Genomic DNA, 26,182 nt, shown 5'->3' on the forward strand with positions numbered 1-26,182 from the left:
CCAGCAATAGCTGGCCCTGGCCCCGCCGGGGCGACGCTGCCACCGCACCACCAGGCGTCGCTCCGGCTTTCCCATCGCAATCGGCCCGCTTCACGGATTGTGCAGCGGGCCTTTTCGCGCCACGATGCCGCATCGGCCATGAATGCCGAGCCATAGAAGGAGAGGACATGTTCAGTCACGTAATGGTGGGCGCGGCCGATATGGATGAGGCCAAGCGGTTCTACGATGCCGTGTTCGGGGCGATGGGCGGGCAGCCTGGGATCGTCGATGGCAACGGCCGGCTGGTCTACATGCATAACGACGGCCTGTTTCTGGTAACCACGCCGATCAACGGCGAAGGTGCCTGCCACGCCAATGGCGGCACCATCGGCTTCAGCATGGCCGATCCTGCGCAGGCCGATGCCTGGCACGCGGCCGGAGTGGCTGCGGGCGGCACCACCTGCGAAGATCCGCCGGGCGTTCGGGAATCGGCCTATGGCCCGATGTATCTGGCCTATCTGCGCGATCCCACCGGCAACAAGCTCTGCGCGCTTCACCGCATGTGAGCGCGGTGCCCTGCAAACCGGTCATAAGGCGGTTTGCAGGGCAACATACCCGAAGGTCGGCAATACTTCGTAACGAGCGGGCATAGGGCCCGAAACGTGCGCTCTCCAAATCCTGCACATCGAAAGTGTATCAGGAGACGCCGTAATGAAGTTTTCCCACACCCTCGCTCTTGCCGGGCTGATCGCCGCCGCTTCAGCCCCGGCTGCCGCCAGCGATACCATCCGCCACATGAAGGGCCATGGCGCGCTGCCCGCCCCGTCGAGCGTGGTCGCCAAGGGCCCCAAGGCGGCCTGCCATCCCGATCCGGTCAAGAGCCGCGCCTGCCGCCATCATCAGGCCAAGGCTGAGGAAGCCCGCGCGCAGCGCGCCGAAGCGGCCGTTCCCGCCTTGGCCGACGCCGCTCCGACGCGGTGATTTGATCGCGCCGGTACTGCAGACCGGCCGATCAAACCGGACGGAAGATAGGGTGATCTACCGCAATTTTCACGCTAGTGCGTTGAAAGTGCAGTAGATCGCCCATTTTCGCTCAATCGGTGCGCATTGCCACTGGCGCAAGTGCACCTATATCGATGCATGGAAATACAAGAGAGCCAATGACTGTCGCACCCTGGGCCAGCAGTCCGAGCGGAATGGTCGCCGCCGCCCCGACGATCCTTCTGGTGGAGGATGATGGTGCCTTGCGCACGCTGACCGCGCGCGCCTTGCGTCAGAGCGGATATACCGTGCTGACCGCCGCCACCGGCGCGGAAATGTGGATCGTGATGCGCGAAAGCCCGGTCCAGCTCGTCATCCTCGATATCATGCTGCCGGGCACCAGCGGTTTTGATCTGTTCCGCCGGTTGCGGCGCGAAAGCGATGTGCCGATCATCTTCGTCAGCGCCCGCGGAAGCGAGGAGGATCGGGTCCTTGGCCTGGAGCTGGGGGCCGACGATTACCTCGCCAAGCCGTTCAGCACCCGCGAACTGGCCGCGCGCGTCGGCGCGGTGCTGCGGCGCGGCAGCGGATCGGCAGCCGGGGGCGAAAGCACCGGCGAAAGCGCGCAGCGCACCGGCGATATCGTGCATTTCGATGGCTGGCGAGTGTCCACCTCGCGGCGCGAACTGCATTCGCCCAGCGGCGCGATGGTCGATCTGACCGGGGCCGAGTTCGACCTGTTGCTGACGTTCCTGGGCTATCCGCAGCGAGTGCTCGGCCGCGAACGGCTGATGGAGCTGTCCCGCTCGCGCATCGGCGACAGTTCGGATCGCAGCATCGATGTCCTTATCAGCCGGCTGCGGCGCAAGCTTCAGCTTGAAGGACATGATGCGCCGATCGTGACCGTGCGCGGGGTGGGCTACATGTTCCGGGCCAACGTGTCGCGCGACTAATGAAGTCCCCTCTCGCCGAACGGATTGCGGCCCTGTTCAGGCGGTTGGGCTTGCCCGAGCGCTTGCTGGGCGTGCTGCTGCTGGTGATCCTTGTCGACGGGGCGGCCAATTCGCTGCTGTTCGATCGCGTCAATGCGTTCCAGCTCCGCCGCGACGATGCCAGCCGTATCGCCGAGAACGTGGTGCTGGCGACCCGTACGCTGGAGCGCCTTCCCCCCAAGGCCCGGCAAGCGCATGCGGTCGCGCTAAGCACGCAGCGCTTTTCGCTGGAGTGGGTGCAGCCCGGCGATCGCACGCGCGGATCGCTCGGCCTGGATTCGCTGCGCGCCCAAGTGATCGAGATCGCCCCCGAACTGGCGCTGTCCGATCTGGAAATCCATCTGGAGGGACGGCCGGACAAGGGCAACATCGGCGGGTCGGTGCGGCTTTCCGATCGCAGTGTCCTGCGGTTCCATACTTATGCCCATGCCGCCTGGAAGCTGACGGCGGGCCGCGTGCTCAGCTTCGTGCTGCCCAGTCTGGCGCTGGTTTTGCTGGGCTGGGCGCTGCTGCGCACGGTGCTGCGGCCGTTGCGCAACCTGATCCGCGCCACGCACGATCTGGAAGCCGGCGCGCCGCGCCCGGTGCCCGAGCATGGGCCCGACGAGATGCGCGGGCTGATCCGCGCGCTCAACGACATGCAGGATCGCATCCACCAGTCGCTGACCGACCGCACCCAGACGATGCTGGCGATCGGCCACGATCTCAAGACGCCGCTGGCACGGATGCGGCTGCGGCTGGATGACGAGAGCGTGGAGCCCGAAGTGCGCGAGGGCATCGCTCACGATATCGACGAGATGCGGCTGCTGCTGGATTCGCTGCAGGCCTATGTCGACAGCGACGGCAAGGCGATCGCGCCCGAACGGATCGACATCGCGGTGATGGCCGAAACGCTGGTGGACGCCGCCGCCGATCACGGGGCCGATGCCCGCTATGCCGGGGTTGCCAGCCTGGAAGTGGTGGCGCGGCCGGTGTCGATCCGGCGGGCGCTGTCCAACCTGATCGAGAACGCGCTGCACTATGGCGGCAATGCCCGCGTCCATGTCCGCAAGGATGGCGGCGCGGCGGAGATCGTGGTGGAGGATGATGGCCCGGGCATCCCTGAAGACCGCATCGCCGATGCGCTTCAGCCGTTCGTTCGCCTGGACACGGCGCGGGCGCGGGATACGGCCGGTATGGGGCTGGGGCTGGCCATCGTACGCAAGGCGGTGCGCCAGGAAAACGGCACGCTCGATCTGCGCAACCGGCCGGAGGGCGGTTTGCGCGTGACCATCCGTCTGCCGCTTACGGCGGATTGAGCGCAATCAGCGCCGCGTTGCGCCGCAGCAAAATTTTGTAACGCTTGCGCAGCAGGCGAGAAAAGCCCGCCACCTAATTTTGGATGTGATGCCGCCGGGTCCCTGTCCGGTCGGCACAGCAATCAAACCAATAGGTGTGCATCGTGAACGAACTGATCGGCCGCGTCTTCGATTTCGAGACGTCCATCTTCCCCGACAAAGGCGAATTGTTCGACAAGCTGTCCACGCATGGCCAGTCGCCCAAGGCGCTGATGATTTCCTGCGCGGATTCGCGCATCGTCCCCGAGCAGATCATGCAGGCCGAGCCCGGCGATCTGTTCGTGTGCCGCAACGCCGGCAACATCGTGCCCCCCTATGCGACGATGAACGGCGGCGTCACTTCCACGGTTGAATATGCCATCATGGCGCTGGGCGTGCGTGACGTGATCGTGTGCGGTCATTCGGACTGCGGCGCGATGAAGGCGCTGGCCGACCCCACCGGGCTTGAAGCCATGCCCAACGTCGCCGCGTGGCTGCGCCACGGCGCGGCGGCCGAGCACATCGTGACTACCTGCCACGGCGAACTCACTCCCAAGGAGCGGGTCCGTGCGATCACGCTGGAAAACATCATCGCACAGCTCAGCCATCTGCGCACGCACCCGGCGGTCGCCGCCGCGATCGCGCGCGGCGAGATGACGCTGCATGGCTGGTTTGTGGATATCCGCGCCGGCCAGGTCCTGGGCCTTGATGGCGAGACCGGCGAATTCGTGGCGCTGCGGGCTGACCGCGATCTGCCGGTGGCCTTGGCCGCACGCTCGCGAGTTGCAACCGAGTATGCGGAGGCTGCCGAATGAACGCCGCTACCCAAACGGCCGCACCGCCCGGCCGCAGCGGCCTGTTCGCCCACTTCGGCCGCGATTTCACCGCGTCGATCGTGGTTTTCCTGGTGGCCATGCCGCTGTGCATGGGCATCGCCATCGCTTCGGGTGTCCCGGCCGAAAAGGGCCTGGTCACCGGCATCATCGGCGGCGTGGTCGTCGGCCTGCTGGCGGGATCGCCGTTGCAGGTCTCCGGACCCGCCGCCGGCCTTGCCGTGATCGTCTTCGAGTTCGTGCGCGAACATGGGCTGGAAGCGCTGGGGCCGGTGCTGCTGCTGGCCGGGGTGCTGCAATTGGTCGCCGGCTGGCTCAAACTGGGCGGCCTGTTCCGCGCCATCAGCCCGGCCGTGGTTCACGGCATGCTGGCGGGCATCGGCGCGCTGATCGTGATCGGCCAGTTCCACATCCTGTTCGATGAAAAGCCGCTCTCCAGCGGCCTTCAGAACATGGCGATGATGCCCGCGCGCGTACTCGGCCTCGATCTGAGCAATGTCGCGGCGACCGAGCTGGCGCTGATGCTGGGTGTCCTCACCATTGCGGTGATGATCGGCTGGGAGAAGCTGCGGCCCAAATCGATGTCGCTGGTGCCCGGTGCGCTGCTGGGCGTGCTGGCGGCGACGCTGATCGCCTGGGGCTTCGCGCTCGACGTATCGCGTATCCAAGTGCCCGCTTCGATCGGTGCCGCCTTCGCGTTGCCCGGCAGCGCCGCATGGTTCGCGCCGCTGGCCAACCCGACGCTGATCGTCGCCGCGCTCGCCATCGCGTTCATCGCCAGCGCCGAAACCCTGCTGTCGGCCGCGGCGGTCGATCGCATGCACGATGGCGTGCGCACGAAGTACGACAAGGAACTGAGCGCGCAGGGCGTGGGCAACCTGCTGTGCGGGCTGTTCGGCGCGTTGCCGATGACCGGCGTCATCGTGCGCAGTTCGGCAAACGTCCAGGCCGGCGCGCGCACCCGCCTGTCGACCGTGCTTCACGGCGTTTGGATCCTCGGCTTTGTGGCGATGCTGCCCTGGCTGCTCGCCGAAGTGCCGATGGCGGCGCTGGGCGGGGTGCTGGTCGTCACCGGGTGGAAGCTCGTCAGCCTCAAGCATGTCCGGCACCTGTTCAAGGCGCACGGCCCGCTGCCGGCGGCGATCTGGGCGGTGACCTTCGTGCTGGTGGTGACGACCGATCTGTTGACCGGCGTGCTGGTCGGCCTTGCGCTCTCGGTGGTGGAGATCCTGCCGCACATCCGCGATATCCGGCTCAAGGTGGCCGAACATGCCGATGACGGTCATGCCGAAGGCCCGGTGCGTGTGGCGCTGAACGGCGCGGCCACCTTCATCGGCCTCACCCGGCTCAACGCGGTGCTGGAACGGCAGAGCGTGGACCGTCCGGTTCACCTCGACCTCGATGGCGTAACCGCGATGGACCACACCACCGCCGAAACCCTCAGCGACTGGATCGGCCGCCGTCGCCAGGCCGGGCAGCGCGATCTGGTCACCGGCCCGGAAGCGGTGCTTCGCCCCCTGCCGGCCTGATGCTGCCGGCCTGAACTTGTACCTGGCGACCCGGGCACCCTCACGCCCGGTTCGCGTGCCTGACGGGCGGCCATTCTCCGGAATGGCCGCCCCTTTTTGTGTTTCTTGCATGTCCATTCGCAGCAACAGTTCGTCACATTCGGGCAAGCGTTGTGCAATGCAGCATGATTATTGCAGGTGCGATCGGAGTGACATGGTCCGCCGCGAGCGGTGCCGGCATCCCGGATGGCAGGAAGGAGCAAAGCCTTTAACCATGAGGGAAAAGACATAACATGAAGCACCTGAAGATTGCCGGCGCTGCCGTGCTCGCCGCCGCTGCGCTGACCGCAACGCCCGCCTTCGCCGAAGACGCGCCCGGCCCGATCACCGTTTCGGGCAGCGTCGCGCTGGTCAACGATTATCGCTTCCGTGGCGTGTCGCAGAGCGATCGCAACCTCGCCATCCAGGCCGGTGCCACCATCAGCCACGAAAGCGGCTTCTATGTCGGCACCTGGGGTTCGAACCTCGCCGGTTGGGGCACCTTCGGGGGCTCGAACATGGAACTCGATATCATCGCCGGCTTCAAGACCGAAGTCAGCCCCGGCCTGACGGTCGATGTCGGCGCGACCTGGTACATGTATCCGGGCGGCTTCGATAACACCGATTTCATCGAGCCTTATGTGAAGCTGTCGGGTTCGCTCGGCCCGGTCGGGGTCACCGTGGGCGTCGCCTATGCGCCCAAGCAGGAAGCGCTCGGCTCCTGGTATGCAAATGGTTTTGAAGCCTGCTGCGTCGGCTACAGCAATGAAGGCGACAAGAACGACAACCTCTACATCTGGACCGACGTTTCCGCCGCGATCCCGTCGACGCCGGTGACGCTCAAGGCGCACATCGGCTATTCGAAGGGCAATGACGGCCTTGGCCCGTTCGCCACGTCGGTCGCCCCCACCGGCGAATACCTCGACTGGCTGATCGGCGCGGATGTGGCGATCCCGGGTACCCCGGTGACGCTGGGCGTGTCGTATGTCGATACCGACATCACCAAGAAGGAAGCAGCGTACCTCCAGCCCAGCTTCTCGCGCGGGCAGGACGGGACCGGCTCGATCGCCGGCGGCACGGTGCTGTTCTCGGGCACCGTAGCGTTCTGAGTTAAGCCAGGCGAACGGGCACCGCAACGCCCGTCGCCCGCGCCCGGCCTGCCTTCATGGCAGTGCCGGGCGCTCCTTGTTTGGAGTGGGCGCTGAATGACAATGCATGGAATGGTGGGCGGTGACGGGCTCGAACCGCCGACCCTCTCGGTGTAAACGAGATGCTCTACCAACTGAGCTAACCGCCCGGCGCGATGGCCTTTAAGGGTGGGGCTTTAGCGGTTTGGCGCGGCGGGTCAAGGCGGTTGCGTGGCTGCCGGTATCGCCCCGACGGAACAACCGCGTGCCATGGGGTTTACGGTTCCATACCCAGCACAGGGGAGAGAACCGTGTCGAAAGTGGCAGCAATCATCGGGCGCTTCCTGATCGCGCTCATCTTCATTTTCTCGGGCTTCGGCAAGCTGATCGATCCGGCGGGTACCGGGGCGGCGCTGGCCGGGGTCGGGCTTTCGCCGCAATTGGCGATCCCGGTCGCCCTGTTCGAACTGGCGGGCGGGCTGTGTCTGGCGGCAGGGTTCATGGTCCGCCTGATCGCGCTGTTGCTGGCCGGGTTCACGGCCGCGACAATCCTGTTCTTTCACAACCGTTTCACCGATCCCCAGCAGGGGGTGATGGCGCTCAAGAATCTCGCGATCATCGGCGGGCTGGCGCTCGCTTTCGCGCATAGCCAGATATGGAGCCACTACTACGCGATCGCCCGTGAACGGCAGGGCGAGATCCTGGCCAACAAGGCCGAAGCACGGGTGCGGGAGGCGGAACTGCGCGCTGAACGGGCTGAGGCCGAGGCGCGGGCGTTGCGCTCAGCCCCGGGTGCGGTGCCGGTGACGACGGCTGCGCCGGCAACGGCGCGCACGGTCGATACCGACGGCGATGGCTACGCCGATACGGTGGTGCGTCGGCGGCGCTGGTTCGACTGGTAAAGCGGCGGTCAGAGCTTGGGCAGGGTGACGCCGCGCTGGCCCATGTATTTGCCGGCGCGATCCGCATAGCTCACTTCGCAAGGTTCGTTGCCCTGGAGGAACAGGAACTGGCACGCGCCCTCGTTGGCGTAGATGCGGGCGGGCAGCGGGGTGGTGTTGGAGAATTCCAGCGTCACATGCCCCTCCCAACCGGGTTCGAGCGGGGTAACATTCACGATGATGCCGCAGCGCGCGTAGGTGCTCTTGCCAAGGCAGATCACCAGCACATCCCGGGGCACGCGGAAATATTCCACCGTGCGGGCCAGCGCGAACGAGTTGGGCGGAATCACGCAAACGTCGGTTTTGCGATCCACGAATGAATTCGACGCGAAGTCCTTGGGATCGACGATTGCCGAATCGACGTTGGTGAAAATCTTGAACTCATCGGCCACGCGCGCGTCGTAACCATAGGATGACAGGCCGTAGGAAATGCAGCCATCGCGCCGCTGCGATTCGACGAACGGCTCGATCATGCCATGTTCGCGGGCCTGCTGCCGGATCCACTTGTCGCTCAGAATCGCCATCGCCCGTGTCTCTGCGAAAAGCGCCCCGCTCGCAACCCGCCGCCTGCAGGTTGTCCACGCCGCCCGGCTTTCTTGTGTTCATGCGGGAACACAAGCGATAGTCCGCACGTTGAGCGCCGACGAGTGCGGGCCTTGAGGGGTATAGTGTGCCGGACGGCAGGAATTCCGAGATATCCGGCTTTGCGGCCGAAAAGTGGAGCTTGAAATCGCTCGCGCGGTCATCGCAGATCATGCTGGGCGTGCTGGCCCTGTTGCTGATTGCGCTGGGCGCGATGATGTTCCGCACGATCAATACCCAGCGCGAAGCGCGCGCGCACGTCTTCGTCGAAACCGAGGCGATCTTTGCGCTGGGCGACATGCTGCGGGCGCTGGTCGATGCCGAGACCGGTGAGCGCGGCTATCTGCTGGCGGGACAGGCGCAGTATCTCCAGCCTCTGGAGCATGCACGGATCGATTATGCCGCCGCGCGGCGGCAAGCCGACCGCTTCATCACCCATTCGGAATTCGAGGATGAGCGTTTCGACCTTTCCCCGCTGGACCGGCTGGTCGCCGCGCGGATGGCGGTGATCGACGGGAATCTCGATCTAGTGCGGCAGGGGCGGCGGGGTGATGCCATCTCGCTGGAACGCTCAGCGATCGGCAAGGCCAGCATGGATGCTGTGCGCAAGGAGATCGCCCGGGTCAAAGAGCGCCTGGGGCAGCGGCGGCTGCAAGCAATCAACACCGCGCAGCTCTATGAGAAGCGGATGGCCCCTTTGCTGGCGCTGATTGGCGTTGCCATCGCCGTGCTGGTGCTGATCGCGGTGCTGTTCGAGCGGCGGCACGCCGTCGCCGCGACCAAGGCGCAGCAGGCAGAGGTGCTGCGGGTGGCCAACGAACGCACCGAACTGGTCGCGCGTGAGCTGAACCACCGGGTCAAGAACCTGTTCGCCGTGGTGCTGTCGATCGTGTCGCTGACCGGGCGCAGCCGCAACGCCGATCGCGAAACGATGAACGAGCTGCGCGCCCGCATCCATGCGCTGTCGATTGCCCATGCCGCCAGCCAGGGGCAGGTGGGGGCGGAGCAGGCCGATCTGTCGGACGTGATCCAGCGCATCCTCGCCCCCTATGCCGATACCGCCAGCGGGCGCGTGGCGCTGGACGGGCCGGGGGTGATGCTGCCGGTGCGGATGGTCACCCCGCTGGGGTTGATCTGCCACGAACTGGCGACGAACGCGGTAAAGTACGGCGCGTTCTCGGCTTCGGGCGGCAAGGTGCGCATCACATGGAGCCGGACCCCGCGCGACGAGGGGGGCGATCATGTCGTGCTTTCCTGGATCGAATCGGGTGGTCCGGCGTTGGATAAGGATAACCCTACCCCGACCCGCGCCGGGTTCGGATCGACGATGCTGGATCTGGCTGCCCGCCAGCTAGGCGGCTCGATCCATCGCGAATGGCGCGAAAGCGGGGTTGAAGTGCAACTGGAATTTACCGTGGCGGGTTGACCCCGTCCCCGATCGAGTGTCATGCCAAACCTTGCAATGCAATATGTCCTGAATCTCATGCCGATCGCCTCCGGGAGAGATCTGCCGGGTGCCGCTCCGTTCCCCGGTCCGTCGGATCGCCCGGAAGAGCGTCTGCTCGGCCTCGATATCCTCATCGTCGAGGATGAGACGATGCTGGCGCTCGATCTCGCATTTGCATTCGAGGATGCCGGAGCCGAAGTGATCGGCCCCAGCCACACTCTCGATGCGGCGATGGCGCTGGTGTCGCAACCGGGTTTCCGGGCCGACGCCGCCGTCTTGGATGTCGATCTGGCCGGGCGTGAGGTGCTGCCGGTGGCCTACAAACTGGTGGAACTGGGCATTCCGTTCCTGTTCCACACCGGCCATGGTGATCGCCAGCACCTGACCTCGCTGTTTCCCGGCGCGATCGTGTGCATGAAGCCGACCCTTTCGGACGAACTGGTGGCGAAGCTGCGCAAGCTGACCGCGCTTTCGCAGCGTTGATAGCGGCCGGGCCAGCCGGTTTTATATCACGGTTAACTTCAGGCTGCTAAGCCAGGGCGCATGACCACTCGCGCCCGCATTCTCGTGATCTTCGGCACCCGGCCCGAAGCGATCAAGCTGTTCCCCGTCGTCCACGCGCTCAAGGCCGATCCACGGTTTGACTGCGTCGTTTGCGTGTCGGCGCAGCACCGCCAGATGCTGGATCAGGTTCTCGACATCGCCGGGATCGTGCCGGATCACGATCTCGACGTGATGCAGCCGGACCAGTCGCTCGATCTGCTGACCGCCAACCTGCTGACCGGGCTCGGTAAAGTGATGGACGCGGTGCAGCCCGATCGGGTGATCGTCCAGGGTGATACCGCCACGGCGATGACCGGGGCGCTGGCAGCCTACTACCGCAAAATTCCGGTCGATCACGTCGAGGCGGGGCTGCGTTCGTGGAACATCTATCATCCCTGGCCCGAAGAGGTGAACCGCAAGATCATCGGCTCGATGGCCAGCCTGCACTTCGCGCCCACCACCACGAGCGAGGCGGCGCTGCTGAAGGAAAATGTCGATGCGGCCCGCGTCCATGTGACCGGCAACACCGTGATCGATGCGCTGCACTGGGTCACCGCCGAAATCGAGCGCAAGCCTGAACTGGCAGGCGGACTGGCCGACCTGGAGCAGCGCTTCGCCGGCAAGCGCATCATCGGCGTCACCAGCCATCGCCGCGAGAATTTCGGCGACGGGATGGAGCAGATCGCCGAAGCGATCCGTCGCATCGCCGCGCGGCCCGATACGGCGGTCATCTTTCCGGTCCACCTCAACCCCAATGTGCGCAAGGTGATGAACGAGCGGCTCGCCGGGCTCGATACGGTCGCGCTGATCGAGCCGCTGGATTACCCGCACTTCGCGCGCCTCCTGTCGATCAGCGAGATCATGCTGACCGATTCGGGCGGCGTGCAGGAGGAAGCGCCTGCGCTTGGCAAACCGGTGCTCGTCATGCGCGAGACCACGGAGCGGCCCGAAGGCGTGGTGGCAGGCACTGCCAAGCTGGTCGGCACCGATGCCGAGCGCATCGTTACCGAAATTTCAACCTTGCTCGACGATACGCAAAGCTACGAGGCCATGGCGCGTGCCCACAACCCGTTCGGGGACGGCCATGCCTCGCAACGGATCGTGGAGCTGCTCGCGCATGAAATCGGACAACAAGCCTGACGTCTGTGTCGTAGGCCTTGGGTATATCGGCCTTCCTACCGCTGCGGTGATCGCGCGGGCAGGGTGCAGGGTGCTGGGGCTCGATGTGTCGCAACGGGTGGTCGATACGATCAACCGGGGCGAAATCCACATCGAGGAAGTGGACCTTGATGGTCTGGTCCAGGGCGTGGTCGCGCGCGGACTGCTTTCGGCATCGACCGAAGAGGCCCCGGCCGATGTCTTCGTGATCGCGGTGCCGACCCCGTTCGACAAGAACCATGCGCCCGATATCTCCTATGTCCTGGCCGCCGGGCGCACGATCGCGCCGGTGCTGAAGGCGGGCGACGTGGTGATCCTCGAATCGACATCGCCGGTCGGCACCACCGAGGAACTGCGCGACATGATCGCGCAGATGCGCCCGGACCTGAAGATCCCCGGCCTGACCCGCGAGACGCCCGATATCTCGATCGCCTATTGCCCCGAGCGCGTGCTGCCGGGGCGCATTCTGGAAGAACTGACGAACAACGATCGTTCGATCGGCGGTGTCACGCCGCGCTGCGCGCGCAAGGCGCTGGCGTTCTACAAACGCTTCGTGCGCGGCGAATGCGTCACCACCGATGCGCGTTCGGCCGAGATGACCAAACTGGTCGAAAACGCCTACCGCGACGTCAACATCGCCTTTGCGAACGAGCTTTCGGTGGTGGCGGACAAGATGGGGCTGGACGTGTGGGAGGTGATCCGCCTCGCCAACCGGCATCCGCGCGTCAACATCCTGTCGCCCGGCCCCGGCGTGGGCGGTCATTGCATCGCGGTGGACCCGTGGTTCATCGTCCACGGCGCGCCGGAGCATACGCCGCTGATCCGCACCGCACGCGGTGTCAACGACGGCAAGATGCACCATGTGATCGCACGGGCGGAAGAACTGGTCGCGGCCAATCCCGCGGCGAAAGTTGCCTGCCTCGGCCTCGCGTTCAAGGCCAACATCGACGATTTCCGCGAAAGCCCGGCGCGCTTCGTCGCCAGCCGGCTGGCGCGCAAGTTCGGCAGCCGGGTGCATATCGTCGAACCTTATGCCGCCGAACTGCCGATCGAATTCACCGATACCGGTGCCGTGCAGATCGACATCGATGATGCGCTGGAGACGTGCGATATCCTGATCGTGCTGGTGGACCACGACGTGTTCCGCGTAGTGCCGCTGGCCGAACGCGCCGACAAGCTGGTCTACGATACGCGCGGCATCTGGCCCGATCAGCCCCGCGCCGTTCGCGAGGACGCGCCGGCGGTCCGTCTCGCCGGTTAAATCACTGATCTTCCGAGAAAACGAAAGGCCGTCCCGACGCAGCACGGGGCGGCCATTTTGCGTCTGTCATACGAGGTGTGTGCGAAACGCCACAGACGGCGGAGAATCGATTCGCCTATCCTACGGTTGACACAACGATACTTGACAGCCGGTTGCACCGAATCGCGGTGAACCGTTCGTCGAGTTGTGGATAGAGCGATGAACCGTTGCTGACAGGCGGTGACCGGCCGCGCCCTTCGCTGGTGCAGCAAGGTTTGCCAGCTATAACTCTGAGCCATGAAAATGGTTCCCAAGCTGGTCGCAATCCTCAGCGCCTTGATCGTCCCGGCAATTGCCATGGTCGCCACGCCGGCCTCGGCCCGCGCGCTGCAGTGCGTACCTTACGCCCGGGCCAATTCGCAGGTCGATCTGCACGGCAACGCGGCCACCTGGTGGGCGCAGGCTCAGGGAAGCTACGATCGCGGCCAGACCCCGCGCACCGGATCGGTGCTGGTGTTCAAGGCCACCGGCGCGATGCGCGTGGGCCATGTCGCGGTGGTCAAGAAGATCGTCGATGATCGCCACATCGTGCTGAACCACGCCAACTGGTCGCGCCCCGGCATGATCGAAACCAGCGCCATGGCCGAAGACGTTTCGGCGGCGGGAGACTGGAGCAGCGTGCGCGTGTGGTACGCGCCCACCCAGTCCCTCGGCCTGCGCGCCAGCCCGGCTTTCGGCTTCATCTACGCTCCCGGCAATGCCGCCGCGCAGGTGGCTGACAACGCCGACAGCGGCCGCGCCAAGGCGGTGCATGACAAGTTCCAGACTGCGTTTGCGGATCTCAACGCCCAGGGCTGATCGCCTGCCGGGTCAGATCCCGGCGTACCAGGCGTAGGCCCCGTTATCTTCCCAGTATCCGCCCTTGCCGCCGTATAGCCCGGCAAGGCTGGCGCGCAGCTCGATCCGGCTGATGAACTTGGCCTGTTTGTAGCCCAGTTGCCGCTCCACCCGCAGCCGCAGCGGCGCGCCGTGGGCTTCTTCCAGCGGCTTGCCGTTCATTTCCCATGCCAGGATCGTCTGCGGGTGCCGCGCGTCGATCATGTCGATCGATTCGTAGTACGGCTTGCCGTGATAGAGATCGGCGCAGTGCAGGACGACATAGCGCGCCTGCGGCCGGGGCCGGGCGAGGGCAAGCACCTGTTCGAGCCGGGGGCCGCGCCACTGGCCGATCGCGCTCCACCCCTCGACGCAATCGTGGCGGGTGATCTGCCGGCGCTGCGTCATCTGCTTGAGCGCGACCAGCGGCAGGTCCAGCGGCCGTTCGACCAGCCCATCCACCCGCAACGACCAGTGCGCAAAGCCTTGCGCCAGATGCGCGCGATAGATCGCGTCGGCCACCGACTTGCTGCCATTGGCGCGGAACACCGGCGACATGTCCGCCTCGGCAAATTCGCGCGCCAGCGCCTGTCCGCCGAGGATGCGCTGGGTCACGCGGTGGAGGTCTTCGGCTTCTTCCAGCGTGCCGCGAAAAGCCGGGTTGTCGAACAGCCGGTCGCAGCCCGAAAGCAGCGCCGCGCCGGTGGCGGCGGCTCCCAGCCGGATCAGCTTGCGGCGATCAAAGCTGCGCTCGGCCATCATCCGCGCTCCTTCGGCAGGCGATAGCGCCCGGTGATCATCGATCGGACCTCGTTGAACGGCCCCGCCAGCACGACCATGGCGATATGGACGACGAAGAACCCGATCAGCGCTGCCATGCCCAGGAAATGGACCGAGCGGGCAGACTGGCGACCGCCGAACAGTTCCCCCGCCAGCGGGAACCAGGCGTCCGTCCCCGGAGACATGGCCAGCCCGGTCAGGATCATCAGCGGCAACAGCCCGAACAGCACCAGCGCATAGGCGATCTTCTGCAGCGCATTATACCGCAGCGCCGCAGCACCGGCAGGAAAGCGCAGCCGGGCGTGATCGCGGACTTCTTGCCACAGGTGGCGAGGTGACCATTCGGTGCGGGTGATGTGGATGTCGCGGCGCAGATGCCCGTTCACCAGCGACCACAGCAGGTACAACGCCAGCCCCCCGGCCAGCACCCAGGCGAACGCCAGGTGCCAGATGCGCGCCGCCGCCAGCGAATAGCGCGAAGGAATGGTCGCCCAGCCGGGGAAGGCGCGGCGCTGGGTCTGGCCGTCCGCGTTCTGCCACAGGCCGAGCGTCCCGGTCGTGTCGAAGCGGCGCGTGCCGATCTGAACATAGCCGAACTCGGACGCACCGACCCGCGCCGAGCCGATCTTGAGCCACGGCCGATCGTAATTGGCCCCATATTCGCCCCAGTACAGCATCGGGTGGGCGTTGAAGATCATCAGCCCGCTCATCACCATGACCAGCAGCGTGACCGCGTTGGTCCAGTGCCACAGCCGGGTGGACAGCCGATGTCGCCGAACCACATCGCCGCCGCGCAACGCCGGATGCGGATCGGGATCGTGCACGGGAATATCGCTCATCGGCCCGGCTTTCGGCAATGGCTGCAGACCCGGCGACTATGCCCCGCGCCACCGCCCCCGACAAGCGCCGCTGAACGCGGCCCCGCCGGGGGGCAGGTCACGATCATGTCCGGACCGACGAAAAGGGGGTTATCATCCCCCGAAAATGCGGTTAGAGGCCGGACCAGCACGCAGTGCCCCGCGGGTGTAGCTCAATGGTAGAGCAGCAGCTTCCCAAGCTGAATACGAGGGTTCGATTCCCTTCACCCGCTCCATTTTCCGCCCCCGGCTGATCGTCAGCCCGTGGCTGATATCTGCCACAGGGCGATGACAGCGGCCGCCACCGCCCCGGTCCAGACATAGAGATAGCGGCGGATAGCCACAGGCGCGGTTGATACGTCCATGAAGCGGACGAGGATCACCGCGATCTTCACCGCCGCGATGATCATGATCGCCGCGATCGCCACCGTGCGCTGGCCCACCAGTTCGGCCGCCAGGAAGCTGACGGCGGAGATCACCAGCAGCAGGACCCAGGCATTGCGTGCCGCCAGCAGCTTATCGGTCATCGCGCACCTATCAGATAGAGGATCGAGAAGATGAAGATCCACAGCAGATCGACCATGTGCCAGTACAGGCTGCCGCCTTCCAGCCACCGCAGGTAATGCGGCTTCGCCTCGGCCTCGGGCAGGAACGGGCTGGGCCCTTGCGCGAGGATGCCCAGGATCACCATCCCGCCCAGATAGTGGACGAGGTGGATGCCGGTGAGGGCGTAATAGAACAGGAAGAACGCGTTGGTCTTGACCGTGATCCCGGCCGAGACCTTCACGTAGTATTCGAAGATCTTCACCACCGCGAAGATCGCGGCGATCGCCATCCCGATCCACAACTGCCGCCGTGCCGCATCGAACTGCCCGTCGCGCCCGAACACGTTGGCCCGCGCCACGAACCAGCTTGATGTGATCAGCACGCAGGCGTTGAAGAAGCCGAGCCCGGCGTTGAGATGATGGCTGGACTGATCGAACAGCGCCACCTGGCGCATGCGCTCGATCATGAACACCAGGAACAGCAGGCCGAAGCTGCTGCAGTCCATCAGGATGAAAATCCAGATCGCGGGGGCGCGTTGGTGCCGCGCCCCCCCGGTCGTTACCGGCCCACCATCATTTGCGTGCATGATTGGCCAGGTGTTCCAGTTGCAGGCGGGTAAGCGCCTTCAGGGTATAGACCGCGATGACGATCCACATCACGAAGAACAGCCCGAATTCGACGTAATAGTTGACCAGACCGCTGCGCGAGAACGGCCCGTCATAGACCAGCGGCATGAAGGTTTCGAGCGCGAAGCTGACCACCACGAACATCGAGAACCACACGGCCCAGCCGGGATAGAGCGGCGTCTCGCGCTTGTCCTGCAGCACGCACACGCCCCAGGCGATGATCTGGAGGGTGGTGAGCGCATACGAGCAGTCGAACATCATCCAGCCGAAATCGAACATCATCTGGAGCGTCCTGGGATCCATCACGTCCGGGCGATAGGCGACGGCCAGCCAGGCGGAGCAGGGGACGATGAACACCAGCGTGGTGAAGCCGGCACCCCAGATCTGGAGCGTCGACAGGATATCGTTATCGCCGTTTTCCTTTTCGATCGCGCGCATGACCATCGCGATCGCGATGCCCCAAGTGAGCCACATGCCCGATATCGCAAGCTGGCCGATCATGCCGAGCCTGATCTGGCCCTGGTGCGCCCTGATCTGCGCGGCGAACTCGTCGGCGCTGAGCGCAGGGGAATAAGGAGGGATGTTCTGGCCGAGAATGGCCCAGAACACGATCGTGCCGACCAGCATGATAATGCCGGTCCAGCCCAGAAACCTGCCGTAGCGATAAGGGTTCATGCCATGTCCTCTCCAAATGCGAGCCGATGCCCGGCGCAATTTACTGAAACTGTATTGTACAAGGGCGCGGTCTTCGGGATGAATTGATCGTTGAAGTCATGCAATTCGGGGAACTGCGAAGTCAGCCGCTGATCCAGTTCGGCCAATGCCCAGCGCAAGCCTTTGAGCATGGGTCCATAGACCTTGTGCCGACTTACTGGATGCCGCAATCCACCTATTCCTCCTGCGCATAATCCGCCTGCCGCTATGTAGCGACCGGAGACCAATACTGGGCGATCCCCCCGTCGTGCCGGCCGGCACCGAGAACCACTAGTGCGCGAAGATCGAGACAAGAAGATCGGCCCAGCGTTCACACTGCCATCGCCTCTTCGAGAACTTCGGTCATATGGTCGATGTTGATGTAGGCAGAGGTTGCCAGCCAGCTCAGCAGGATGTCCTGATGGTTGTTGCCATCGCGCGCCGCCGTCAGGCAGGACGACAAGTCGATGATGATGCATTTCCATGCATTCAGTGCATCGTAGAACCGGATAGTCTTTTGGTTGACGATACGACCGGACTGACGCTCATAGCGTTCGAGAAAATCTTCACGGCGCATCAGACTTGAAACATAGTCCACCCCATCCTCGCCGCTGTCGGCGAAAATCGGCTGGAGGTTCCAGGCAAGGTCTTCGTGAAAATCGCCAAAGTGGGCAAGTTCCCAGTCAAGCACGGCGGTAACCTGCCCGTCCTGCGGGTCGAACAGGTAATTTCCGGTGCGGTAATCGCCATGGACCAGGACCGGATCGTCGCAGGACGGCAGGTTTTCGCGAAACCAGCTTTCGGCGATGGCCATGATCGGGATCGCATCGATGAGATCGTCTTCCCAAACCTGGCTCCACCAGTCGACCTGGCGCAGGGCGGGCTGCCTGGCATGGGCGTCGGGCATCGCGAAATCCGGCAGATCGACGCGGCGGATATCGACGCCGTGGATCGCGATCAGGTTAGCCATGAACTGCGGTGCCAGCCGGGCTCGCCACTGTTCGTCGAAGCTGGTGCGAAGGCCGCTAACCGATGCTGCGGCTTGCGGCGGTTTGGCGACACCGGTGACGAAGCTGGTCACAAGACCCGGAAGACCAAGGTGCGAGCCGTCGGAATCGACGTACAGAACTTCGGGAGCAGGGACGATCCCCGACATGGCCCGCAGGACCTGCGCCTCGCGGCGGCGGCATGTTTCGATGAGGCCTTCCAGGGGATCCATGCGCAGAACCAGGCGTTCCGGACCACGCGGCCCGTCATAGGCGAAAATGAACTGCTCCTTGGACGCGCCGCCTGACATGCGCCGGACATCTGAAATGGTGCCGCCCTCATCGCCCAAAAGGGATAGGAGCGCACTCTCAACCTGCTGCGTCGTGCGCGGGCTATAAGGACCCTGCGTGCGCCGCGTCCGCTTTTCCATCAGGATTTCGAGAATTCTGGGTTCGATATCGCGGGTTGGCGCGGTCATAGGGGTCTCTCCGGTGCCAACTTCTCAATCGGAATCAGTTCATCGGGCTTGAGGTCGAATCCGCTGAGCGCGAACCACGAGCGATCGCGCAGGGCCTGGCGGCGACTGAAAGCCAGTAGCGCGCGATGCAGTTGCTGGCGCAGCGCAGCATCGCCATCAATGTCCACCGCGCGCACGAGCGCGTCGGCAACGGCAGACAACTGCTTGTACTGCTGTTCGATGCCGTTTGGCGAGCGGGCAGCGATAGTTCGCGCCACAGCATCGAATGCCTTGGCGGTATGCGGGCCGCCTGCAGGCTCGAAACCTTCGAGTGACTGAACGAGATCGTCCAGGCACGTCCGGGCATAGTTCTCGGTCCGGTTCCATTGCGCCGCCAGCAGGCGCAAGTGCCCTGCCAGCAGGCCCGCCTGTTCGCGGGCCAGACTGTTGTTCGGATCGAGAGCGGGCATGATGACCTGATCCAGCGCGCGGATCATGGTTGATAGACGAAGGTCGATATCGGGGGTCAAAGAGTTCTCTCCTGGGCCTGCTCGGGCCAATGACGAGGAGCGTGCTCGCGGCGACGCAAGACGAGGCACATGTGGGCTGCCCTCAGCGGTGACGCAGCCGGTTCAGCGGGAAGCCCTCCAGGTAGGTGCCAATACCCTCGCGGCCATCTTGGCTGGTCCAGCGGGCCATCGTGATGGGCGAGAGATTGTTGCCGTAAGGCACCCAGGCGTGGTGCGCCATCACCGACCCGGAGATCGCATGTTCACGACCATCGCGATCGACGATGGTAAAGGCCATGTCGGACGGGAACAGCTCGGGGCGCGTGGTGCGGACCGAACCGCCCTTGGCCCCGCGTACCTTGCCGTCGATCAACGCGTAGCCGTGCTTGAAGGCGTGCTGCCGGCCGATCGGTGCGTCGCGATCGACCGAGAAAATGCCATGCACGCTATAGTCCTCGCCGAAGTGCGCGTTGACCCACAGGATCGGACTGAACCCGTTTTCCGGCCGCGGCCCCCAACTGTGGTCCATGGTGGAAACGCAATTGATCTTGTGTTCCCGTCCCTCGATCCGCAAGTACCCCTGGATAGCGATGGTCATGTCGAAATGCGCCGAATAGGCGGTGCCGAAACCGGAATTTTCCACCGCGGCAGCGCTGTCCGCAACGGCCATCGGGTCCATCTCGGGATCGTGGATGTCATAAGGATCCATCAGTGCCCGGCAATCGAGGTGAAGGTCGATGCCGCCGGCCTTGTAATCGATCTCGTATTCGCGGATCGATGGTGCCTTGTAAGACAGCCCGGTCGCCAACTGGAAGTCTTCAGCCTTGGCGACGAGCGGGTTATGGTTGACGAGATCCACATAGAGTGAATCCTCGGCCATGAAGCCGGGCCGGTCGAATATCTCGACGTCGCTGACGGTGGCACCGACGCCAGCACGATGCACGATGTAGACGAAGCCCATGATGTTGGCTTCGGGGATGTAAAAGTTGAAATATCCTGTTTCAGCCCAATCCCACGACATGTTTTCGGGCGTGTGAAGAACTACGTCGGCATCGGTAATCATAGGGCCACCATCAAGGATCGTGTGAATGAAAACGGGCACCCTGCCCGAGCTTTGATGCTCTGGCAGGGTGCCCCGGGGGCGGGTCGTTACGGCTTACATCTTGAAGCCTACGGTCACGCCGTAGGTCGCCGGTTTGCCGGTGAGCCTGGCCGAAGAGTCGCTGGAAGGAACGACAGCGGTCCAGTAGTATTTGTCGAAGATATTCTTGCCCCAGATCATGACGCGCCAACTGCCGTCCTCGGCCTCGAACCCGGCGCGCGCATCGACCGTCGCGTAAGCGTCGATGACGTAAGGGTGCTTGCCGACACCGGGGTGCACGCGATAGCGCGGACCGTCGGGAAGGGTCGTGACGCCGCCGCCGATCGCGGCATCCTGCTTCGAGCGGAATTTCATGGTGACGCCGATGAACGGACGGCCGCCCAGCGCGCTGAACTTGTAGTCGCCGTTGATCACGCCCGACCACTTCGGCGTATAGGGAAGGGGGTTCCCCGACAGGTCCTCGACATTGTTGCCGCCCGGCACATAGTCCGGATTATCAAGCCCGCCGAAGATGTCGTAACCGGTATACTTCTGGATCTTGGTATCGAGATAGGTGACCGCTCCGGTCAGCGTCAGGCCGTCGGCCGGGCGCAGGGTCAGTTCCGCTTCGGCACCCATGATCCGCGACTTGGGGACGTTGACCAGCAGGTCGATGGTGCCGAAGATCAGGTCGAACAGCTTGCCGCGCACCTGCTTGTCACGATAGTCCATGTAAAAGCCGGCGGCGTTGAACTGGATCAGTCCATCGGCCATCGACGCCTTGATGCCCGCTTCATAGGACGTCACCTTCTCCTGCGTCACGGGCAGCAGCGATGAATAGCTGGCCGCAGCAGCGGTCGGGAAGCTACCGGCCTTGTAGCCGCGCGATACGTTGGCATAGAGCAGGATGTCAGGCGTCGCCTTGTAATCGACGCCGACGCGCCAGGAGACGTTATCCTCCTTGAGCTGCGCCACGAACGGGATTCCCGGCACGCCAAGGCCCAGATTGCCCGTCTGGATCGGACTGAAAATCGTCAGGCCCGAGGGCAGATCCACGTCAAGCTGCAACGAGTTGAGCGTGTAGCTCTGGTCGTTCGTGATCGGATCGAACGGAAGGCCGGAAAGTCCGCCCAGGATGTTGAACAGCGGTGCCAGGTTGCCGTTTTCGTAGCTGTAGGACGCGTTACGTGCACGGATGCGCGAATTGGTGTAACGCGCCGAGGCTTTCAGTGTGAGCTGCGGCGTCACGTCGTATTCGAGGCTGCCGAAGAAGGCATAGTTGCGGATCTTCTGACGCAGGCGATCGCCGCTGGCGTTGATGTAGAAATTTGCCGGGCTATAGTTGCCATTGGCAATGTAGCGGATAACAAGATCTTCGAATGTGCGACTGTCTTCGTAGTTCGTGCCGACAAGCCAGCGTATCGGGTTGTTGCCCGAGTTGCCGATCCGCAATTCCTGGTTGAATGACTTGATCGTGCCGTCGGCCTTGTCGAAGTCATAGCCGACGAGTTCCATGCCGTCGTTGTCGATGACCTGACGTTGCTTGTAATTGACATAGGAGGTCAACGACGTGATCGTGATGTCATCCGTCACGTCGAGATCGGCGCGCAGGAAAGCCTGCCACATGCGACGGTTGGCGCGCGGCGTGAAGTTGGTGTAGCCGGCGGTCGTCGGGTCGCTGGCACCGCCCGGCAGTTGCACGGTGGCCGTATTCGGGTCGAGGCGCAGCGTGCTCCAGTCCGCAGTGCGCGCATCGAGCTTGCCGAATGGATAGCTCAACTGCGCCGATGTCGCGCCGGGCGTGTAAACCGGTGAGTAGGTGTTGCGCAGCGGATCGTTCACGGCGGGCGCGGTCTCCGGCGGCTTCGTGCCGTCAGTGGTCACGCCTTCGTGGATGGCTATGACCTGCTGGGCCTGCGGCTCGGACTTGTCGCGCCAGCCGTTGACGTTGAGTTGCAGGCGCAGCGGGCTGCCGTTGTCCCAGTCCAGCAACATGCGCCCGGCGATGTAGGATTGCGCCCCATTAGTGCCGCCATGGCGGCTGCTGCGCTGCCAGCCGTCCGAATTGGCACCGGTCAGCGCCAAACGGCCGTTGAGCCCTTCGGTGATCGGACCGGAGATGTGGGCATTGCCCTCGATCATGTTGAAGCGGCTGTAGCTGATGTCGCCGCCGACCTCGAAGGTGTCGGTCGGACGCGCCGCGATGTAGTTGATCGCGCCACCGGTCGAGTTCTGGCCGAACAACGTGCCCTGCGGCCCCTTGAGCACTTCGACGCGCTGCAAATCGAACGCCGAATGGGATGTCAGCGCCGGAAAGACCAAGGGCGCTTGGTCGATGTAGACCGTGACCGCCGGATAGACGCCGAGCGAGTATTCGTTGAACCCGACACCGCGCAAGGTCAGGATGGGCGTATTGGTCGCGCTGGGCGAAAAACTTAGACCCGGAACGGTATTGGCAATGTCTTCAACCGAGGAGACCTTGCGCTCGGTCAATGCATCGGCGGTGATCGCGGTGATTGTGAGGCCGACTTTATTGAGGTTTTCTTCGCGCTTGTTGGCGGTAACAATGATTTCGTTCGATTCGGAGCCGGCGCTTTGCGCCTGAGCGTGCGTCACCGGAAAAACGGTGATGGAACCTGCGAGTAAAAGTGCCTTCAAATTTCGCATCGTACTCCTCCCAAGAGTTCAGTGCATACGAGGCGGCTGCATCGGCAAGACAGGCTTTCGCGGCCATCGCACCTGCCGTTTGGACATGGTGCAAAGCGCTTTTTTGATATCGGTTTTGCCGGAATATGCCCCGCCGATGGCCGGGCAGCCTCCCCCTCGCGTTTTTATGCGTGCTCAGGGGAATGCCCTGACGAATCGAAATGTAATGTAATACAATACAATGTCAACAGGCCGCTTTGCGCGGATTTCTCGTGCCTCGAGGATGCGCTCCGGCACGAAAGGCAATTGGACGGCGCGCGAATTGCGGGTATCTACCCTGGGTAGGGTAGACAAATTTGGTTGGTGGATCAGAATCGGGAATGAAATTACCGCGCAGCCTCAGCAAACGTGAACGTAAAGAAAAAATACTTGATCTTGTCGAGGAGAAAATACTGCTAACGCACAGTGTGGACTTCACCGTTTTGCAGATGGCTCACGAAATCGGCATCAGTCCTACGACTTTCTACAACATTTTTGGTTCTAAAGGTGCGATCCTTTATTGTTTGCTGAACCGCGGCCTTGACGCCATTATCTCACAAAGGGGTGTCCTTGTGCAGGGCGCGGATCCGGTTCATTTCGCGATCGAAAGCATGACCCATGCCGCCCGCATTTTCGTCAACAAGAGCGGCCTCTTCCGTCCGCTCTACAAATTTCAGCTCGCGGAACGCGATATGCTGGATCGTGGTCGCTACCTGCAGCGTGGGCTCGATTACTGGTGCACCAGCCTGCAGGGGATGGTCGATTGTGGTTACCTGCAGGTAAGCCCCGATACGGGCGAGTTTTCGCGCGATGAACTGGCACTGGCGCTGTTGACCCATAGCGCCGGCGTTATCGACCTTTGGGTTCAGGAGGACCTTTCGGACGAACAGTTCCTCGCCAGGATGACACATGACGCGGCGCTGCTCGTGTCGGCGATAGTTCCGCCGGAAGCACGGGCGTCCATCCGCTCGATCATTGCCAGCACGGCCCCAGTAATCAGGGGCTTCTCGTTCGTCGACAAAGGTTGACGCCCAAGCACCGGTTCAAAATTACGCCGTAAACTCATGAATTTGGCCGGGAATCGGGCGTCACGGTAGGACAGCCCTGGCGAGTTGGTTCTCCAGGAACCAACGGACGTGCCGTCGGGTCGCGTTGAACCACGGTGCTCCGTCCGAAATCCATTCGGCGAGATACTGTTCACGCCGCTTGGGGGCCTTATGGTACCGCTCGGCTGTTCGCTCAGTTTGCGGTCCATCCGCCATCTACGGTGAGGTCTGATCCGGTCATGTAGGACGAGGCGTCGGAGCATAGAAAGGCCACGGCCTGAGCGACTTCGCGGGGTTCCCCGAAGCGGTCGTACATGATCGTCCCCATCATCATCTTCTGAAGCGACGGGTCGGCGCGCAGTTCGGCGTTCATCGGCGTGGCGATCTGCCCGGGATGGACGGCGTTGACCCGTATATTGTGCTGCCTGAACTCCCAGGCGGCCACTTTCGTGAACAGCCTGACGCCGGCCTTGCTGGCGGAATAGAGCGACAGGTCCGGGAAGACGGCTTTCATCGCGGCCGCCGAGCCGATGTTGACGATGGAGCCGCCGGCATTCTTCATGGCCGGCAGCACGGACTTGCATCCCAGAAACGTGCCCATGAGGTTGGGGCGGATCAGGAAGTCGAAATCCTCGACGGTGCATTCCTCGATGGATTTAAGCAGGGCCACGCCCGCGTTGTTGACAAGCCCATCCACACGGCCGTGGACCGCCATGGCGTTGGCGACCATGCGGCACCATTGATCCTCGTTGGTCACGTCCAGCCTCGTGTAGCTGGCGGTGCCGCCATTTGCGCGCAATTCGTCGGCGAGGGCCTCGCCGGCTTCATCCACGTCGGCAACGATGATCGCCGCGCCGCAGGCGGACATGAGGCGGCAGTGGGCTTCTCCCATCCCCTTGGCACCGCCGGTCACGATGATTGTCTTGCCTTCGAGATTCCAGGTCATGCCGGTGTCCGCCCTCTGGCCGCTGCTGCAGTGAGACGTGAACTTATGCAACGGTTGCGCAAAGAGTCAAATGGTCTGACATTTTGATATTATCTGTTGCATCGGGCGGGAATGTCTGCGAGCCATGGCCTCGGCAATGACGTCTGGGGATCAGCAGGCGCTGTGCCCGGATGTCGCTGCATGCCGGTTGTTAAGGTCCGGTGCGTGCCATGATGGGCGGGAGAGAATGGATGGACTGGATGCTCACCGCCGAGCAGGTGGCGTTTCGCGACACACTTCGGGATTTCGTCGATCGCGAGATTCCCAAGGCCGCGTCACGGGATGCGGAGCGCGTCGATGGCGCTTATCCGCACCACCTGTTCGACCGGCTTGCAAAGGGCGGCTATCACGCCACCGGCGTGCCGGTTGAGTATGGCGGCCGGGGGGCGGACCTTGTCACCCAGTTGATCCAGGCGCGCGAACTGTCGCGCTCGTTGGCCGGCATGATCTGGATCTGGGGCTCGACCTCCTTTGCCGGTGCCAATTCCATCGGATTGTACGGATCGGAATGGCAGAAGAAGGAATTCCTGCCGAAGATCGCGGCGGGCGATCTCAAGGTTACGATCGGTTTCACCGAACCGGGCGGCGGGACCGATGTGCTGGGAGCCCTGGAAACCAGGGCTACGCGCACCCAGGGCGGATGGCTGATCAACGGTGCCAAGAAGTGGTGCACCTCGGCCCATGTTTCCGACTATGTGCTGCTACTGGCGCGGACGAATGACGAAGTGGCGCGCAAGCACCAGGGCGTCAGCCTGTTCCTGATGTCACCCAAGGCACCGGGCGTCACGCTATCGCCTCTCACCACGCTGGGTATGCGCGGGCTGGGCACGTTCGACATGACGATGGAAGACGTTTTTGTTCCGGACGAACTGCTGCTGGGGCAGCCGGACAACGCCTGGCGGATGCTGCTGCCGACGCTGGCGAACGAACGCATGTTGTTGATGGGGACGTGCCTGGGGATCATCGACGGCGTTGTCGAGGATACGCTGGCTCACATGAAAAGCCGCGAGGCTTTCGGCAAGCCGATCGGCAGCTTCCAGGCCGTGCAGCACCACTTTGCCAATATTCTCATGGCCCGGCATCAGACGGAGCTGGTGGCCTTCAACGCGGCGCGGCTGGCGGATGCCGGGGCGGACACGTTCCTGGAGGTGACGATGGGGAAGGTGATCACGTCCGAGCACGCCGTGGCGGCGGCGGACCTGGGCATCCAGATTTTCGGCGGGCAGGGATATTCGGGCGACAACGACATGCAGCGCTACTGGCGCGATGCCCGGTTGATGCGGTTCAGCCCGATCAACAACGAAATGGCGCGCAACCTGGTGGCAGAGCGGCACGGCTTGCCGCGCTCTTTCTGAGCGGGGCTGTTCG

Annotated in this window: 27 protein-coding genes and 2 tRNA genes; 16 read left to right on the forward strand and 13 right to left on the reverse strand. The window is 63.7% G+C overall.

The window, feature by feature from the left end:
* Nucleotides 1–167: 167 nt before the first annotated feature.
* From IE122_RS02480 to IE122_RS02510, 7 genes are all read left to right on the forward strand, one after another.
* Nucleotides 168–545 (forward strand): VOC family protein, encoded by a 378-nt coding sequence (locus tag IE122_RS02480; RefSeq protein WP_189619482.1) that lies wholly within the window; start codon nucleotides 168–170, stop codon nucleotides 543–545.
* Between the two features lie 145 nt (nucleotides 546–690).
* Nucleotides 691–960: a hypothetical protein gene (locus tag IE122_RS02485; protein WP_189619483.1), complete on the forward strand. Its 270-nt coding sequence runs from the start codon at nucleotides 691–693 to the stop codon at nucleotides 958–960.
* 215 nt (nucleotides 961–1,175) lie between these two features.
* A complete protein-coding gene (locus IE122_RS02490) occupies nucleotides 1,176–1,913 on the forward strand; it encodes a response regulator transcription factor (protein WP_189619752.1) in 738 nt (245 codons plus the stop codon).
* Nucleotides 1,914–1,963: 50 nt separating this feature from the next.
* Complete coding sequence (locus IE122_RS02495; protein WP_308430390.1) at nucleotides 1,964–3,250, forward strand: ATP-binding protein; 1,287 nt, start codon at nucleotides 1,964–1,966, stop codon at nucleotides 3,248–3,250.
* A gap of 143 nt (nucleotides 3,251–3,393) precedes the next feature.
* Nucleotides 3,394–4,083, forward strand: coding sequence for a carbonic anhydrase (locus IE122_RS02500; protein ID WP_189619485.1), 690 nt, complete (start codon nucleotides 3,394–3,396; stop codon nucleotides 4,081–4,083).
* Nucleotides 4,080–5,630: a SulP family inorganic anion transporter gene (locus IE122_RS02505; protein ID WP_189619486.1), complete on the forward strand. Its 1,551-nt coding sequence runs from the start codon at nucleotides 4,080–4,082 to the stop codon at nucleotides 5,628–5,630. The genes IE122_RS02500 and IE122_RS02505 overlap by 4 nt, the downstream gene beginning before the upstream one ends.
* Nucleotides 5,631–5,902: 272 nt before the next feature.
* A complete protein-coding gene (locus tag IE122_RS02510) occupies nucleotides 5,903–6,757 on the forward strand; it encodes a TorF family putative porin (protein ID WP_189619487.1) in 855 nt (284 codons plus the stop codon).
* Between the two features lie 112 nt (nucleotides 6,758–6,869).
* Here the strand turns inward: IE122_RS02510 and IE122_RS02515 are convergent.
* A tRNA-Val gene (locus IE122_RS02515) sits at nucleotides 6,870–6,945 on the reverse strand.
* A 141-nt stretch (nucleotides 6,946–7,086) separates the two neighbouring features.
* On the opposite strand from IE122_RS02515, the gene IE122_RS02520 reads away from it, so the two are divergent.
* Nucleotides 7,087–7,677, forward strand: coding sequence for a DoxX family protein (locus IE122_RS02520; RefSeq protein ID WP_189619488.1), 591 nt, complete (start codon nucleotides 7,087–7,089; stop codon nucleotides 7,675–7,677).
* An 8-nt stretch (nucleotides 7,678–7,685) separates the two neighbouring features.
* Here the strand turns inward: IE122_RS02520 and dcd are convergent, their stop codons facing one another.
* Nucleotides 7,686–8,240: a dCTP deaminase gene (gene dcd / locus IE122_RS02525; RefSeq protein WP_189619489.1), complete on the reverse strand. Its 555-nt coding sequence runs from the start codon at nucleotides 8,238–8,240 to the stop codon at nucleotides 7,686–7,688.
* A gap of 200 nt (nucleotides 8,241–8,440) precedes the next feature.
* Between dcd and IE122_RS02530 the strand changes: the two genes are divergently transcribed.
* From IE122_RS02530 to IE122_RS02550, 5 genes are all read left to right on the forward strand, one after another.
* Nucleotides 8,441–9,724 (forward strand): sensor histidine kinase, encoded by a 1,284-nt coding sequence (locus tag IE122_RS02530; protein WP_189619490.1) that lies wholly within the window; start codon nucleotides 8,441–8,443, stop codon nucleotides 9,722–9,724.
* 57 nt (nucleotides 9,725–9,781) lie between these two features.
* Nucleotides 9,782–10,228, forward strand: a complete 447-nt coding sequence (locus tag IE122_RS02535; RefSeq protein ID WP_189619491.1) for a response regulator — start codon at nucleotides 9,782–9,784, stop codon at nucleotides 10,226–10,228.
* A 60-nt stretch (nucleotides 10,229–10,288) separates the two neighbouring features.
* Nucleotides 10,289–11,428, forward strand: a complete 1,140-nt coding sequence (wecB, locus tag IE122_RS02540; RefSeq protein WP_189619492.1) for a non-hydrolyzing UDP-N-acetylglucosamine 2-epimerase — start codon at nucleotides 10,289–10,291, stop codon at nucleotides 11,426–11,428.
* Nucleotides 11,406–12,707: a UDP-N-acetyl-D-mannosamine dehydrogenase gene (gene wecC / locus IE122_RS02545; RefSeq protein WP_189619493.1), complete on the forward strand. Its 1,302-nt coding sequence runs from the start codon at nucleotides 11,406–11,408 to the stop codon at nucleotides 12,705–12,707. Before wecB ends, wecC begins: the two co-directional genes overlap by 23 nt.
* A gap of 276 nt (nucleotides 12,708–12,983) precedes the next feature.
* Nucleotides 12,984–13,544, forward strand: coding sequence for a CHAP domain-containing protein (locus IE122_RS02550; RefSeq protein WP_373299091.1), 561 nt, complete (start codon nucleotides 12,984–12,986; stop codon nucleotides 13,542–13,544).
* Between the two features lie 12 nt (nucleotides 13,545–13,556).
* On the opposite strand, the gene IE122_RS02555 is transcribed toward IE122_RS02550, so the two are convergent.
* Nucleotides 13,557–14,321, reverse strand: a complete 765-nt coding sequence (locus tag IE122_RS02555; protein WP_189619754.1) for a molybdopterin-dependent oxidoreductase — start codon at nucleotides 14,319–14,321, stop codon at nucleotides 13,557–13,559.
* The gene (locus IE122_RS02560) at nucleotides 14,321–15,181 is read right to left on the reverse strand and encodes a cytochrome b/b6 domain-containing protein (protein ID WP_189619494.1); all 861 of its coding nucleotides are present in this window, start codon (nucleotides 15,179–15,181) and stop codon (nucleotides 14,321–14,323) included. The genes IE122_RS02555 and IE122_RS02560 overlap by 1 nt, the downstream gene beginning before the upstream one ends.
* A 180-nt stretch (nucleotides 15,182–15,361) precedes the next feature.
* Here IE122_RS02560 and IE122_RS02565 point away from each other — a divergent pair.
* Nucleotides 15,362–15,435 (forward strand) — tRNA-Gly (locus IE122_RS02565).
* A 21-nt stretch (nucleotides 15,436–15,456) separates the two neighbouring features.
* Here IE122_RS02565 and IE122_RS02570 read toward each other — a convergent pair.
* The 8 genes from IE122_RS02570 to IE122_RS02605 form a co-directional block, all read right to left on the reverse strand.
* Nucleotides 15,457–15,726, reverse strand: coding sequence for a cytochrome C oxidase subunit IV family protein (locus IE122_RS02570; RefSeq protein WP_189619495.1), 270 nt, complete (start codon nucleotides 15,724–15,726; stop codon nucleotides 15,457–15,459).
* On the reverse strand, nucleotides 15,723–16,250 hold the full coding sequence (locus IE122_RS02575; protein WP_189619496.1) for a cytochrome c oxidase subunit 3: 528 nt from the start codon (nucleotides 16,248–16,250) through the stop codon (nucleotides 15,723–15,725). The genes IE122_RS02570 and IE122_RS02575 overlap by 4 nt, the downstream gene beginning before the upstream one ends.
* Before the next feature lie 67 nt (nucleotides 16,251–16,317).
* A complete protein-coding gene (locus tag IE122_RS02580) occupies nucleotides 16,318–17,046 on the reverse strand; it encodes a hypothetical protein (RefSeq protein ID WP_189619497.1) in 729 nt (242 codons plus the stop codon).
* Nucleotides 17,043–17,216, reverse strand: coding sequence for a hypothetical protein (locus IE122_RS02585; protein ID WP_189619498.1), 174 nt, complete (start codon nucleotides 17,214–17,216; stop codon nucleotides 17,043–17,045). The genes IE122_RS02580 and IE122_RS02585 overlap by 4 nt, the downstream gene beginning before the upstream one ends.
* 179 nt (nucleotides 17,217–17,395) lie before the next feature.
* Complete coding sequence (locus IE122_RS02590; protein WP_189619499.1) at nucleotides 17,396–18,529, reverse strand: phosphotransferase family protein; 1,134 nt, start codon at nucleotides 18,527–18,529, stop codon at nucleotides 17,396–17,398.
* Nucleotides 18,526–19,038: a hypothetical protein gene (locus IE122_RS02595; protein ID WP_189619500.1), complete on the reverse strand. Its 513-nt coding sequence runs from the start codon at nucleotides 19,036–19,038 to the stop codon at nucleotides 18,526–18,528. The genes IE122_RS02590 and IE122_RS02595 overlap by 4 nt, the downstream gene beginning before the upstream one ends.
* An 82-nt stretch (nucleotides 19,039–19,120) precedes the next feature.
* Complete coding sequence (locus IE122_RS02600; RefSeq protein WP_189619501.1) at nucleotides 19,121–20,080, reverse strand: DUF7064 domain-containing protein; 960 nt, start codon at nucleotides 20,078–20,080, stop codon at nucleotides 19,121–19,123.
* A gap of 93 nt (nucleotides 20,081–20,173) precedes the next feature.
* Complete coding sequence (locus IE122_RS02605) at nucleotides 20,174–22,714, reverse strand: TonB-dependent receptor (protein WP_229813661.1); 2,541 nt, start codon at nucleotides 22,712–22,714, stop codon at nucleotides 20,174–20,176.
* Between the two features lie 410 nt (nucleotides 22,715–23,124).
* Here IE122_RS02605 and IE122_RS02610 point away from each other — a divergent pair, with 410 nt between their 5' ends.
* Entirely contained in the window at nucleotides 23,125–23,811 is a 687-nt protein-coding gene (locus IE122_RS02610) for a TetR/AcrR family transcriptional regulator (protein WP_189619503.1), read from the forward strand.
* Between the two features lie 211 nt (nucleotides 23,812–24,022).
* Here IE122_RS02610 and IE122_RS02615 read toward each other — a convergent pair whose 3' ends face one another.
* Entirely contained in the window at nucleotides 24,023–24,775 is a 753-nt protein-coding gene (locus IE122_RS02615; protein ID WP_189619504.1) for an SDR family NAD(P)-dependent oxidoreductase, read from the reverse strand.
* 230 nt (nucleotides 24,776–25,005) lie between these two features.
* Here IE122_RS02615 and IE122_RS02620 point away from each other — a divergent pair, with 230 nt between their 5' ends.
* Nucleotides 25,006–26,169, forward strand: coding sequence for an acyl-CoA dehydrogenase family protein (locus IE122_RS02620; RefSeq protein ID WP_189619505.1), 1,164 nt, complete (start codon nucleotides 25,006–25,008; stop codon nucleotides 26,167–26,169).
* Nucleotides 26,170–26,182 lie beyond the last annotated feature (13 nt).

The organism is Novosphingobium colocasiae (assembly GCF_014652555.1).
Classification (GTDB): domain Bacteria; phylum Pseudomonadota; class Alphaproteobacteria; order Sphingomonadales; family Sphingomonadaceae; genus Novosphingobium; species Novosphingobium colocasiae.